General features: G+C 71.0%; 10 protein-coding genes and 2 pseudogenes. 9 read left to right on the top strand and 3 right to left on the bottom strand.

Going from position 1 to position 12,872, the window contains the following annotated elements; translation table 11 throughout:
* Positions 1-202: 202 nt before the first annotated feature.
* The 9 genes and pseudogenes from dpgA (at position 203) to ACFY6S_RS00965 (ending at position 9,177) form a co-directional block, all read left to right on the top strand.
* Positions 203-1,315: a 3,5-dihydroxyphenylacetyl-CoA synthase DpgA gene (dpgA, locus tag ACFY6S_RS01005; RefSeq protein WP_388828626.1), complete on the top strand. Its 1,113-nt coding sequence runs from the start codon at positions 203-205 to the stop codon at positions 1,313-1,315.
* Between the two features lie 20 nt (positions 1,316-1,335).
* On the top strand, positions 1,336-2,076 hold the full coding sequence (gene dpgB / locus ACFY6S_RS01000; protein WP_388828629.1) for an enoyl-CoA-hydratase DpgB: 741 nt from the start codon (positions 1,336-1,338) through the stop codon (positions 2,074-2,076).
* Entirely contained in the window at positions 2,073-3,443 is a 1,371-nt protein-coding gene (gene dpgC, locus ACFY6S_RS00995) for a (3,5-dihydroxyphenyl)acetyl-CoA 1,2-dioxygenase DpgC (protein ID WP_388828632.1), read from the top strand. Before dpgB ends, dpgC begins: the two co-directional genes overlap by 4 nt.
* 166 nt (positions 3,444-3,609) lie before the next feature.
* The gene (locus tag ACFY6S_RS00990; protein WP_388828635.1) at positions 3,610-4,941 is read left to right on the top strand and encodes a PLP-dependent aminotransferase family protein; all 1,332 of its coding nucleotides are present in this window, start codon (positions 3,610-3,612) and stop codon (positions 4,939-4,941) included.
* A gap of 99 nt (positions 4,942-5,040) precedes the next feature.
* On the top strand, positions 5,041-5,385 hold the full coding sequence (locus ACFY6S_RS00985) for a hypothetical protein (protein WP_388828637.1): 345 nt from the start codon (positions 5,041-5,043) through the stop codon (positions 5,383-5,385).
* Between the two features lie 578 nt (positions 5,386-5,963).
* Entirely contained in the window at positions 5,964-7,349 is a 1,386-nt protein-coding gene (locus tag ACFY6S_RS00980) for a hypothetical protein (RefSeq protein ID WP_388828640.1), read from the top strand.
* Between the two features lie 131 nt (positions 7,350-7,480).
* Positions 7,481-7,904: pseudogene (locus tag ACFY6S_RS00975) on the top strand (aminoglycoside adenylyltransferase domain-containing protein); the annotation flags it as partial.
* 85 nt (positions 7,905-7,989) lie between these two features.
* A complete protein-coding gene (locus ACFY6S_RS00970) occupies positions 7,990-8,544 on the top strand; it encodes an RDD family protein (protein WP_388828643.1) in 555 nt (184 codons plus the stop codon).
* A gap of 285 nt (positions 8,545-8,829) precedes the next feature.
* Complete coding sequence (locus tag ACFY6S_RS00965) at positions 8,830-9,177, top strand: hypothetical protein (protein WP_388828646.1); 348 nt, start codon at positions 8,830-8,832, stop codon at positions 9,175-9,177.
* Between the two features lie 581 nt (positions 9,178-9,758).
* On the opposite strand, the gene ACFY6S_RS00960 is transcribed toward ACFY6S_RS00965, so the two are convergent.
* From ACFY6S_RS00960 to ACFY6S_RS00950, 3 genes and pseudogenes are all read right to left on the bottom strand, one after another.
* Entirely contained in the window at positions 9,759-10,556 is a 798-nt protein-coding gene (locus ACFY6S_RS00960) for a triose-phosphate isomerase family protein (protein WP_388828648.1), read from the bottom strand.
* On the bottom strand, positions 10,556-11,044 hold the full coding sequence (locus ACFY6S_RS00955) for a ribose-5-phosphate isomerase (RefSeq protein WP_388828651.1): 489 nt from the start codon (positions 11,042-11,044) through the stop codon (positions 10,556-10,558). The genes ACFY6S_RS00960 and ACFY6S_RS00955 overlap by 1 nt, the downstream gene beginning before the upstream one ends.
* 45 nt (positions 11,045-11,089) lie before the next feature.
* Positions 11,090-12,857: pseudogene (locus ACFY6S_RS00950) on the bottom strand (dihydroxyacetone kinase family protein).
* Between the last annotated feature and the right edge of the window lie 15 nt (positions 12,858-12,872).

The following is a 12,872-nucleotide window of genomic DNA, read 5'->3' as shown; positions in this document are numbered from 1 at the left end:
TCTTCCGTAACACTCTCGTCCCCGAGAACGAGAACACGGGGCGCACGGAGTCCGGCGGCGCGCTCCACGGGTTCACCCCGGTCTCCGTCCACCACGACGGCCCCGCGGCCCCCCTCGTCCGAATCCGACGGCCCGGCGGCTCACGCGGCCGAAATCCGTGACCGGTCGGCCGGACCGGTCATGTGTCATACGGAGGAGAAACGTGCGCGCAACGCAGCAACCGGCGGCCCCGGCCCCGGAAAGCCCTCCCGAGCGGACGGGCTCCGGCGCGCCGGGTATCGCCGGCGTCGGCACCGCCGTGCCGCCGACCTCCTACACGCAAGAGGAAATCCTCGACACTTTCGGCATCACCGACCGGCGGATCCGCTCCGTCTTCCTCGGCGGTGCCATCGAACGCCGCAACCTCACCCTGCCTCCGGCCGGCCCCGGCGGGCTCCCCGCCGTCGAGTCCCAGGGCGACCTGCTGGGCAAACACGCCGTGAGCGGGCTGCGGACGGGGCGCGAGGCCGTCGAACGCTGCCTGAAGGACGCGGGCGCCGGGCCCGGCGACATCCGATACCTCTGCTGCGTCACCTCCACCGGACTGCTCACCCCCGGATTCTCCGCGCTGCTCATCAAGGACCTGGGTATCGAACAGTCCTGCCAGCGCCTGGACGTCGTCGGCATGGGCTGCAACGCCGGGCTGAACGCCCTCAACGCCGTCGTCGGCTGGGCCGCCGGCCACCCGAACGAACTCGCCCTGATGGTGTGCGTCGAGGTCTGCTCCGCCGCCTACGTCTTCGACGGCACCATGCGCTCCTCGGTGGTCAACAGCCTGTTCGGCGACGGCGCGGCGGCCGTCGCGGTCCGTGCCGCCCCGCAGGAGCCACCGTCTGGCCCGGCTCTGCTGCGGTTCACCAGCCACATCATTCCCGAGGCGGTCGACGCGATGCGCTTCGACTGGGACGACGGGCACGGCAAGTTCAGCTTCTACCTCGACCCCGAGGTCCCCTACGTCGTGGGGGCCAACGCGCGGACCGCCGTGGCACGGCTCCTGGAGGGCACCGGACTGCGCGTCGGCGACATCGCCCACTGGGTGGTGCACTCCGGCGGCAAGAAGGTCATCGACTCGGTCCGCGTGAACCTCGGACTGTCCCGGTACGACGTCCGGCACACCACCGGGGTCCTGCGCGACCACGGCAACCTCTCCAGCGGCTCGTTCCTGTTCTCCTACGAGCGGCTGCGCGACGAGGGGATCGCGGTACCCGGTGACCTCGGAGTGCTGATGACGATGGGGCCCGGATCGACCATCGAGACGGCCCTGGTGGGCTGGTGACGGAAGAAAGGTGTGCCGACATGAAGACCGAGCCCGACCGGACCCCGCTGCCCGACGGCCTGGGCATCCTGGCCCGGCTGGACGGGGGCGGCCCGCTGCCCGAGTTGACCGCGGCGCTGAACGCCCTGTGCGAGGAGGCCGGCGAACAGCGCGAACGGACCGTCGTCGCCCTCCGGTTCACGCCGCCACCGCCCGGGGCCCGCGCCTGGCCCGGCGATGTCTCCATCCACGAGGTCAACCGCTGGGAACGCGCCGTCCGCCGCCTCGAACGCCTCGACAACGTCACCGTCGCCGCCGCCCAGGGCGTATGTGGCGGCCCCGTCCTCGATCTGCTGCTGGCCGCCGACTTCCGGATCGGAACCCCCGACCTGAAGCTGGTACTTCCGGTCAACCAGGGGCAGTTCTGGCCCGGTATGACCCTCTACCGGCTGGTCCGGCACATCGGTGCGGCCCGTGCCCGCCGCCTGGTGCTGTGGGCCTCCGACATCCCTCTCCCCGACGCCGTCGAACTCGGCATCGTCGACCAGATCAGCGACGACGTGACCGGAGCCGTCCGCGACGCGGCCCTGCTGCGCGGAGGGCCCCCCGACGGTGAGGTCGGGATCCGCCGCCGGTTGCTGGAGGAGGCCGCCTCCGCCGAGTACCAGGACGCCTTCGGCGCGCATCTCGCCGCCTGCGACCGCGAGCTGCGCCGCCTGCGCAACAGCGGGCCCGGCACCTCGGCCGGGACGGCGGCGGGCGGCGCCGGGGCGGTCGGATGAGCGCCGGTGCGCCCGGCGGCGCCGCCCTCGGCCCCGTACCCGAGCCGACCGGCGGCGTCGATACGGACGCCCGCCGCCTGGCCGAGTACATCGCCGGCACGGAGCGGCAGCTCGCGGCACTGCCCCCCGTTCCCGACCGGACCCCCGACGAGCGAGGCCGCGCCGCCGCCGTCCACATGGGCGCCCGCCGGGCCCGCCGGGCCTTCCTCGCCCGGCACACCGAGACCGTCTACGGGGTGCTCACCGACGGCCTGACCCGTCCCGTACGCCTGGCGGAGCTGGTCCACGAGGCCGCCGACCGGTTCCCGGGCCTGGTGCCGACCCGCGCCCAGATGGCGGCCGAGCGCCGCTTCGTCCAGGCGGAGAAGGAGGGCCGGGAGGTCGACCAGGGCATTTTCTGCGGTGCGGTGCTGCGCTCGCCCACCGCCGGCCGGCACCTCGTCGAGACGATGCTCAGGCCCACCCCGCGCGCCCTCACGCTGCTCGACGGCTTCCGCACCGCCGGCCGGATCGAGCTGGACACCGTGCACCTGGAACGCCGGGGCGTCGCCGGTCACATCGAGTTCCGCAACGCCGACCGGCTGAACGCGGAGGACGACCGGCTGATCGCCGACCTGGAGACCGCTGTCGACCTGGTCCTGCTGGACGACGCGGTCAAGGTCGGTGTGCTGCGCGGCGGCACGGTCGACCACCCCAAGTACCGGGGACGGCGTGTCTTCAGCGCCGGGGTCGACCTGACCGATCTGCGCGACGGGCGGATCTCCTTCGTCGGGTTCCTCCTGGGCCGCGAGCTGGGCTACGTGAACAAGATGCTCCGCGGTCTGCTCACCGCCCCGTCGCCCGGTGACGGGTGCGAACGGATTGTCGGCAAGCCGTGGATCGGCGCCGTCGACACCTTCGCGATCGGCGGCGGTATGCAGCTCCTGCTGGTCCTCGACCACGTCGTCATCGAGGAGAACGCCTACATCAGCCTGCCCGCCGCGGAGGAGGGCATCGTGCCCGGCCTCGGCAACCTCCGGCTCACCCGGCTCACCGGGGCCCGGCTGGCCCGTCAGGTGGTGCTCGGCGGACGCCGGATCGCCGCGACGGAGCCGGAGGCCCGCCATGTGTGCGACGCCGTGGTGGCCGCCGAGGACATGGACGGCGCCGTCGACAGGGCTGTCGAAGCGCTGCGCGCGCCCGCGGTCCCGGCCAATCGCCATATGCTCACCGTCGCCGAGGAACCTCTCGACCTGTACCGCGCCTACCTTGCCGAGTTCGCCGTCCTACAGGCCGAACGCGTCTACGCCCCGGACGTTCTGGCCAAGGTCGAACGGCGTTGGCGGGAACGCGAACGGCGGCGCGCGGCACGGGGGAGGGCCGGTTGAGCACCGTACCCGGCCCGCCGCGATCACGGCCGCACGCCGGCCGACCGCACGGATCGCCCCAAGAGCCGTCCCCCGGCGGCACGGAGAGCGCGGCGACGGTGCTTCGGCCGGGACGGGGACACGCAGGCGGCGTGCACCGTCCCGCGGGCAGGAGGAGGTCGGGCGGATGAGGCTGAACTCCTCCTGGCTGCACGGCTCATTGCGGGATCCGGTCATCGGCTCGATCGGATTTCTGAACGAGGTGATGAGCCGCTACCCGGAAGCGATCTCCTTCGCGCCCGGCGCGCCCCACCCGGACACCTTCACGGATATCGACACCGAACGGTACGTCAGCGGATTCCTCGAACATCTCGTCCGCAAGGGACGGACTCCGGAGCAGGCACGTCGGCTGCTCCTGGAGTACGGGCCGAGCGGCGGCATCGTCAACGACCTTGTCGCTGACGCCCTGCGCCGGGACCACGGGATCGATGCCCCCGCGAACGCGCTCGTCATGACGGTCGGTGCTCAGGAAGCGATGCTGCTCGTGCTGCGCGCGCTGTTCCGCCCGGCCGGGGGCGTGCTCGCGGTGGCCAACCCGTGCTTCGTGGGCATCATCGGCGCGGCCCGGCTCCTGGACATCGATGTGGTTCCGGTCGACGAGGCGGACGCCGGGATCGATCTCGACGGCCTGGAGCGGACGTGCCGTTCCTCCAGGGAAGCGGGCCGGCCGGTGCGTGCGCTGTACGTCGCACCCGATTTCTCCAATCCCGGCGCGGCTCGCATGTCACTCGGCTCCCGTCGGCGGCTCCTCGACCTTGCGGAGCGCGAGGGCTTTCTCGTCATGGAGGACAACGCCTACGGGTTCACAGCGGCGGCCGGATCGCAACTGCCACCGCTCAAGGCGCTCGACACCGCTCAGTGTGTGGTGCATATCGGCACGTTCGCCAAGGTCGCCTTTCCGGGTGCCAGAGTCGGCTACGTGGTCGCCGACCAGCCGGTCGGCTCGGCTCGCGGCGCGACACTGCTCGCGGACGAGCTGGCCGCCCTGAAGGGCATGGTCACCGTGAACACCTCCCCGCTGTGCCAGGCCGTGATCGGCGGAATGCTGCTGGAGCACGGCGGTTCCCTGATCGAGTTGAGCCGTCGCAGGTCCGAGATCTACCAACGGAATCTGACCTGCCTGGTCGATGCGTTGGACCGGCATCTGGGCGACGGGTCGCACCCCGGAATCCACTGGAACCGCCCTCGCGGTGGGTTCTTCGTCCGGGTGCGGCTGCCCGTCCCCGTGGACGCCGCTCTGCTGGAGGTGTCCGCGGCCAAGCACGGTGTGTTGTGGACGCCGATGCGGCAGTTCTACCTGGGGCAGGCGGGCGATCACCAACTTCGGCTCTCGTGCAGCTACCTCGATCCCGAAAGGATCGGGGAGGGAGTGCGGCGCCTGACCGCCTTCCTGTCGGAGGAAGTCGAACACCGGTACCGCGGAGAACAGGCCGACGGTGACCGTGGTGCCCACCCGTGACGGAGAAAGGGGTGCACGCGGTTGTGCGTGCCCCCGACCGTCGTCACGCGAAGCCGCCGGACCAGCCGGGGCTTCGTCAGTCGGCCGCGCGCGGAGTGGATGACGCGCGGCCGTCCGGGCAGGCCGGCCCAGACGCCGAGCAGCGGCTCGCAGCTCGATGACGGGGTGGCGATCCGCGCGGCGTCGACCAGCTCGTCGACGTGCACCGTGGTGCGTCCCGCGATCAGGGCGGGTGTGGTGCCCTCCCTGGTGGTGACGGGTGATCTGCGGGTCGGCCGTCGCGAGGTGTGCGAGTGCGGCGGGCAGGACGGCGGTGCCCGTGCTGGGGACTGCCCCGAGCCGCACCGGTCCGGTCCGCGGGGTGGCGCCGGTGAGTTCGCGCTCGGCCGCCGCGAGTACGGCCGCGTCGTCTATGGCGAGGACTCGCGCCGAGTTCGACTCTGATAGCGGGGCCTGCTCGGCCCTCCGCTCCCGGCTCGTACGTCGGCGGCAAGGTGAGCGCTCCGCCACTTGACGGTGAAATCGGCCACCCTAACGGGCTAATGCCCGACAGATCACGGGACAGTACATTGGGGATGGCAACGAAGAAGACACGTGACTGCGCTTCAGGTATTCCCATGTCCGAGCGCCCAACGCGGTTTGTCCGGTACCCATAGCAGAACCGCGAAGAGGGGCCGACCTGGCCGCTTCTGTTTCCCACTTCAAGGACATGACCGGCTGCGGGGACACGTAGCCGGATGAGATCGACGTCATGGCAGCCATGGCCCGGCGAGCGGCCCGCCGGACGGTCTTCTTCCGCTCCCCGATCGCGCGGCCGACTTCAGGGCCGCCGGTATTCCCCAACGCACCTGCCCACCAACCCACCTCACAAAAGGAGTTGACCCATGAGTGGATGTGGCTGCGGGCAGTCCCCCATCGCCATCGGCGGCTGTCAGCCCTCCAAGCCGGCTTGTCCCCCCGTCGCTTGTCCCCCCGTCGCTTGTCCCGGCTCCAAGCAGTGCGAGCACTGCGAGACGACCCCGTTGCGCGACTCCGCGCCGTACCGGGTCGCAGCGACCGCGAGCAGCACCGACCCGACGCCGTACTACACCATCGCCAACACCCATGCCGCACTGGACCCTGTCGTCGCCCAGACCATTCTGGACAGTGGCACGGGGACGTTCCCGGCCGACGACGGGACGCACAACGGCCAGCACACCTGGCTCGCCGGCGTCGTGCACATCGACCCCACGTCACTGCGCGGCAACCCCACCAGCGTCACGATCAGCGTCTCGGTCCACGTCCACAACGACGGCAGGAACACGGCCTGCCAACTCTACGGCCGCTTCGCCCTGTGGAACGGCACGACCCCGATCCGCACCGATCTCCTCGGCCCACCCGATCTGCCGGCGGGTGGTGACGACAACGGCGTCATCCCCCCGACCACCGTGTCCCTCGCGGACGTCCTCGCGGGAAGGATCGTCGTCGAGCTCAACCTGGAGACAGGCAACGACGACACCTGCCGAGTCGGTCCCAAGCAGTGGACCGTCGACAGCTTCGTCCTCACCGTCCAGGCGTCCGCCCCGGGCTGCGGCAGGCCGTTCCTCCGTACGACCTGCCGTAACTGCGACGGCGCGGTCACCTGCACGACCGACACCCTCGACGGCTCGACTCCCTACGCGCCGGTCCCGCCGGTCTTCCCGGTCCCGTCCTGCCAGGACGGATGCGCCACCGCCCGCCCTCCGTGCGTCTCCACCGACCGGGGCAACGCCATCACTCGGGGCAGCGACGGGTGTCTGTACGTGCCCGACACGCCTGCTCTGGACCCGTCCCCGTGCAATGCCGCACGGAACACGACCGGTGGGCTGCTCGTGCCGCGGGTCGACCTGACGGGTATCGCTCCCGGCGGCAACATCAGCGGCGAACGGTCGGTGGACATCGACGTCACCGGGACGTCCGGCTGCCCCGAAAGGTGGCAGATCGGCGCCCGCCTCACGCCGGTGAGCGCGTTCCGCAACGCCGAGGCCCAGCACGCCAACCTGCTGGCCCGGGCCGGTACCGACGTGCCGATCCCCGAGTCCGACATCGTGCTCCCGGAAGCCGGGGTTTACCACATCGACAGCGATGTACGGTACGCGCTCGGTTCCGCCACCGGCGGCAGCGGCTACATCATCGGCTGGCTCAGGGACGAGACCACGGACACCCTCCTGACGAGCTTCACCCAGATCGCGGCGATCAACGCGGCGACGCAGGAGCAGCAAGGCGGAACCACCCACATCATGACCGAGTACCCGGTCGCCTCCGGCCCCCGGACGGTCCGCCTGCACCTGATGTTCGTCCTCACCGGCGGCAAGATCTCCAACGCCGAGGCCGGCGGCACCGACAGCAACGGCGCAACCCGGATGCGCTTCCTGAAGGTCAGGGATTAGGGCGTGCCGCGCAAGTGCTGGGCCCGGCCGCTCGTTTGACATCCGGGACCAGCACGGTCGCGTGACGGCGGACCGGTGAGCCGAGCCGTATTGCCCTGCCGTCGGACCGGACAACAGGAGACACTGACGCGGTGAATCAGCTTCAAGAGATCGTGGCATTGGCCGGCGGGGTGCTGGGCGAGGATGTCATCGGCGTCTACCTTCACGGGTCTGCCGTGCTCGGTGACCTCAGGCCGGCCAGCGACGTGGATGTGCTCGTCGTCTCCCGGCGGTCGATGGACGAGCGGGAGCGACGGGCGCTCCTGAGCGGACTGCTCGGGATCTCCGGCTCCCGGAACAAGGCCCGCCCGGTCGAGCTCATCGTGGTCGTCCAGTCCGAGGTCCAGCCATCTGGTCCGGGCGAGCGTGGCAGGCATCCCCGACCTGCTCGACGACCTGGATGGCGACACGCGCAACGCCCTGCTGACCTTCGCGCGCATCTGGACCGCATGCGCCACCGGCCGGATCAGGTCGAAGGACGCTGCCGCGGACTGGGCCCTCGCCCGGCTCCCGCCGCGTGTCTTTATTCAATTTGTTGTTGGGGTAGAAGAAGTGAGGGTTGCAGAAAAGCGACCGTACACGGCCACGACGGGGGAATCTTATGACCGGACCGGAAGATTGTCATACGAATCTGGGAAAGCCGGGGAACTCCGGCGGTGATGGCGGAGGGGGCAGCGAACGAATCCAGCCCGCTATGTGGACGTGGACCCCCCTCCCGCTGCCCGACTTCCGCAGCCACGGGCAATCCCCGGCCAGTCCCTTGGCCCGGCTGGCTGCTGTCTTCATCGACGTGGCCATCTGTATTGGCTGCATGGTCGGGGTCGCTGTCATCGGTGAAGCCGTGCACGGCTCCACCGACGTTACTGACATCGTTTATGCCGCCATGTGGTTCGTGCTGTTGTTCGGCTACTCCCCGCTTTTCACGCGCCTGTGGGGAGGGACGCTCGGGAAAGTCGTCCTGCGTATCCGCGTTGTCAAGGTGTCGGACGGAAGTCCTCTTTCCTACCGGCGGGCACTGGGTCGCCACTTGGTCCATGTGGGCATGCAGTGCGTTCCCCTTCTCAATCCCATCGACAGTCTCTTCTGTACCTGGGACAAGCCACTGGGGCAGTGTCTTCACGACAAGGTCGCAGACACCGCAGTCGTCAAGCGCTGACGAGCCGGCTCTCGCGGCCTGGCTCGCCGCCACCGATCCCGGAGCCGCCGGCGCGCCTGCGGAGGGAGAGCAGGTACGGTGCGCCGATCCGAGCGTGCGCGTGTCCACCACGCCGGGGGGAGGAGCAGTCCGTACTCGTCGCTGACCGCGCCGGTGTGCTGAGCGTCATCACTCTGCACGCCGCCCTCACCGGCCGCCCCGCCGATCGCCCCGACCGCCAGGCAGGGGTCGGGGCGATCCTCTGGGAAACCTCAAGTTTCTTGCCATACCAGGAGCACGGCAGTCATGGTGATCCACATGGCAGCCTTTTCAGGACTGAGTGGAAAGCATGACTTTGTGCCGGTCATCCGGGACGCGGACGTGATCGCGGTCGCCCTGCGTCAGGCGTTGGTCGAGGCATCCCCCGAGGAGCGCCCAGGTCTGGAACGGGCCGCCGCACTCGTGGAGTCCACCGCCGCAGCCACCGAGGGCCGGCTGCGCGCCCGCTGGGTCCGCTCCCGGCTGGCAACCGTCGGCTTCACCGGAGACATCGACTCGGTCGCGGCGGTGAAGGCGCTGCGCCAGACGGAGCCCAAATTGAGCCTGCTGGCTGCGGTGCAACTGCAGAAGGAAGCCCTGAACCATCCGGAGTGATCCGGCACTTGGTGGCACACACTCCCGTGTGGGGCGACCGTCAGCCGCGCCGCCGGGGCTTGGTTCCACCCGCACGGTGGGCCGGGCGCTCGTACGCCTCGCCGGTTGCGAGGACGCGGCCCGCTCTGTGACGAGCGGCCGGACAGCGGTTCTTCGACCCTGATGGTCTGCCGAGCCCGGGACGTGTGGGTTACGGCGCACCAGCAGGGGGAGCCGGTTCCCGTGCGCGGGTTCCCGAACCCCTGGGGACCCGGGTGGGTGTGAGGTGTTCGGCAGCGCCGGCTTCCCCCAGGGCCGCCGGAGGCCGGTGGCCAAGGGCCGGGCAAGCCGGAGCTGGGCATAGGCCGCGACCATCACCTGCGCCCGGGAACCGGCGCTCTCCCGCAGGCGCACCGAAGCCCCGCCCCAGGCCGACCGATCGTATTCCACGGGCGGCGCCCCCGGCCCCGTACTCCGGTAGCGACGCCTCGCGAGGCCAGGGGCACCCGCGTACCGGATGCGTGCGTGTGCCGCTGACCACCGCGTCGAGGTGCGGTCCGACGCTCCGGCCCGCGCACCCACCGGGGGCCACGGGCCGGTCCTCACCGAGCGGCCGGGCCGGGCGGCCGGAAACGGTCCGGCAGGGCGAGCACCTCGTCAAGGATCTGACGGACGGACTCGGGCCGATGGGCGAAGCGGCCCAGGAAGAGACCGCCCACATCGGCGCCGAGACGGGTGAGCAGACCGGGGCCCGCGCTTCCGCCGTAGATCACCCGGCTCCCGGCCAGCTCCGGTCGGGAGCCGATCCAGGAGGCCAGCGCACCGCAGACCGCGGAGATGTGCCGGGTGGACGCCGGCGCGGGCGCACCGATCGCCCACTGTGGTTCGTAGGCCACCACCACCGGGCCGAAGGTGCGGCCCGGCGAGGTGGTGTACAGGATTCGCTCCAACTCGGCGACGGTACGGTCGGCCGCCTCCTCGGGATCGCAGACGTTCGGTTCACCGACGCACACCACGGGGATGAGTCCGTTGCGCAGCGCCGCGGCGGTCTTGGCCGCGACGACCGTGTCGTCCTCGCCGAACAGCCGGCGACGCTCGGCGTGGCCGACCTCGGCGAAGGCGCAACCGATCTCCCGCAGGACGGCTCCGCTGACCTCACCGGTGTACGGACCGTGGTCCTCGGCCGCCAGGTCCTGCGCGCCGGTCCGCACTCCGGTCCCCGCGAGGATGTCGGCGACCGGGAGGATGTCGGGGAAGGAGGGCAGGACGAAAAGCTCCGCCAGCCCCTCGGTCACGGCGGGGTGGTCACGCGCGATGGAGGCGACGGCCCGGGTCCAGTCCAGGGTCTGCTGATGCCCCAGGTACATCTTGAGGCTGACTCCGACGGTGGCGCGCCGCATCACGCGGTGTCCCGTGCGCCGGCATCCTGCTCGTTCTCGTAGTCACGCATGAGCTGAACCTTCTCCGCGGACGGTGAGCCGTCGTCGAAACGGTAGGTCAGCCATTCCCTGGCGAGCCGGCGGGACAGTTCCAGGCCGATCACCCGCTGCCCGAAGGTGAGCACTTGCGCGTTGTTGGAGAGGACCGACCGCTCGACGGAGAAGGAGTCGTGCGCGGTGACGGCGCGGATGCCCCGCACCTTGTTGGCGGCGATGGCCACCCCCAGGCCCGTTCCGCACACCAGCAGGGCACGGTCGGCCTTGCCCTCGGCGACGAGTCGGGCGGCTGCGACGGCGATGGTCGGGTAGGCCGTGTGCCCGTCGGCGTCCACACCGACATCGGTGACCGAGGCGACCAGGTCGCTGGAGCTGAAATCCTTCTTGAGGGCTTCCTTGTAGTCGTGGCCGGCGTCGTCCGAGCCGACGACGATGCGGAGCTTGGTGGTCATCGCGGTACTTCCTCTGGTACGGGTGGTTGCCGAGTGAGTCGGTGGTCAGGGCTGGTGGACGGCGGACTCGTCGGCCCGGCCGCTGAGTCGGTCGTGGACCGCGCGGACGATCAGCGCCAGCGAGTACGCCCCCGCGTCGGGTGTGCCGAGGCTCTTCTCGGCGTGTGGCCGGGCCCGTCCGGTACGGGGCAGCAACTGGGCCGTGGCATCGGCGGCGGCCTGTGCGGAACTGGCCGCGATGTCCCAGGACTCGACCAGCCCACGCCCCTCGACGGTGCAGGTCTGTAGTGCCCGGGCGAACGGGACCAGGACATCGACCATGGTCTTGTCCCCCACGGCGGCGCCGCCCAGCCGCATCACGGCGGCGCCGGCCGCTGCCACGCCCTCGGCGACCGTGGTCGCCGAGGGGCGCGCCCTGTCGCCGATCGCCGTGCCCAGCGACCGCAGGATGACGCCCCACAGGGCGCCGGAGGTACCGCCGGCCCGGTCGGCCCAGCCGTCCGCCGCCCAGGCCAGTACCGTTCCGGCGCCCGCGCCGGCTGCCAGCGCCTCGCGCGCCGCGTCGCAGGCGCCGCCCGATCCGTGCCGCATACCGATGCCGTGGTCGCCGTCACCCGCGACAGCGTCGATGCGACCCAGTTCCTCGGCGTGGACGTCGACGGTGGCCCGGATGGCGGTGAGGGCGTCGAGGACCGTCGCGCCCACGTCGCGGGACTCCTCGGTGGAGGGCGGCACGGTGACCTCGGCGGGCCGCGGCGCGTCAGATGTCCCGTGGTCGGTCACGTCCACGACGGCCTCGTCCCCGATCCTCCCCTTCCGGAACGCGGGGGCGTCCGCCGGCGCCTTCCACAGCTCCTCCAGCTCCTCGGTCAGCCACACCAGGGTGAGGGAGAGACCGGCCATGTCGAAGCTGGTGCACAGCTCTCCGACCTCCGGGTCCACGATGTGGACGCCGGCGGCGGTGAGGAGTTGGGCGACGCGGCGGTACACGACGAAGAGTTCCTCGTACTTGACCGCTCCCAGACCGTTCAGGATCAGTCCGACCCGCTGCCCGGCGACGTCCGGGACCTGCGGGGGGAGTTCGGCGAGCAACGTCCGCACCAGTCGCTCGGCGGCCTGGTCCGCGCTCGGCAGATCCTTCTCGCCGATGCCCGGTTCGCCGTGGATTCCGAGCCCGACCGCCATACGACCCTCGGGGACGGTGAACAGCGGGCCCTCGGCTCCGGGCAGTGTGCAGCCGGAGAACGCCAGGCCGAAGGAGCGGGTGCGGGCGTTGGCCGACTCCGCGATCCGTACGACCTCCTCCAGCGACGCACCGGACGCCGCGGCTGCCGAAGCGGTCTTGAAGACCACCAGGTCACCGGCCACCCCCCCGCCGCTTGTGCGCCTCGGACACCGAGGCGCTGGAGATGTCGTCGGTGACCGCCACGGTCCGGGTCGGCACTCCCTGGGCCGTCAGTTGTTCCGCCGCCTCCCCGAAGTGCAGCATGTCTCCGGCGTAGTTGCCGTAGGTGAGAAGAACCCCAGCGCCTCCATCGGCGGCCAGGGCGACCTGCCGAACGCGGTGGGCGGACGGAGAGGCGAAGACCTCACCCACGGCGGCCCCGTGCGCCAGACCGCGACCGACCAGCCCGGCGAAGGCCGGGTAGTGGCCGGAACCGCCTCCGGTCACCACCGCGACCTGTCCGGGGACCGGTCCGGTGCGACGGACCACGCCTCCCGGTACGGCCCGCACCCATGCCCGGTGTGCGGCAACGAAGCCTTCGAGCGCCTCCTGCGCGAAGACGGCGGGGTCGTTGTAGAGGCGTGTCATCGTGGAATCTCCCAG

Source organism: Streptomyces sp. NPDC012835, assembly GCF_042900885.1.
Lineage (GTDB): Bacteria > Actinomycetota > Actinomycetes > Streptomycetales > Streptomycetaceae > Streptomyces.
Note: the sequence above shows the minus strand (reverse complement) of the source record. Positions and strands in the feature narration are given on the sequence as shown.

What these genes read in the sequence shown, in the direction of transcription:
- ACFY6S_RS00970 (WP_388828643.1), top strand. Translation starts at nt 7,990, where the DNA reads ATGACCGGACCGGAAGATTGTCATACGAATCTGGGAAAGCCGGGGAAC.
- ACFY6S_RS00965 (WP_388828646.1), top strand. Translation starts at nt 8,830, where the DNA reads ATGGTGATCCACATGGCAGCCTTTTCAGGACTGAGTGGAAAGCATGAC.
- ACFY6S_RS00955 (WP_388828651.1), bottom strand. Translation starts at nt 11,044, where the DNA reads ATGACCACCAAGCTCCGCATCGTCGTCGGCTCGGACGACGCCGGCCAC.
- ACFY6S_RS00960 (WP_388828648.1), bottom strand. Translation starts at nt 10,556, where the DNA reads ATGCGGCGCGCCACCGTCGGAGTCAGCCTCAAGATGTACCTGGGGCAT.
- ACFY6S_RS00990 (WP_388828635.1), top strand. Translation starts at nt 3,610, where the DNA reads ATGAGGCTGAACTCCTCCTGGCTGCACGGCTCATTGCGGGATCCGGTC.
- dpgC (WP_388828632.1), top strand. Translation starts at nt 2,073, where the DNA reads ATGAGCGCCGGTGCGCCCGGCGGCGCCGCCCTCGGCCCCGTACCCGAG.
- dpgB (WP_388828629.1), top strand. Translation starts at nt 1,336, where the DNA reads ATGAAGACCGAGCCCGACCGGACCCCGCTGCCCGACGGCCTGGGCATC.
- ACFY6S_RS00985 (WP_388828637.1), top strand. Translation starts at nt 5,041, where the DNA reads ATGACGCGCGGCCGTCCGGGCAGGCCGGCCCAGACGCCGAGCAGCGGC.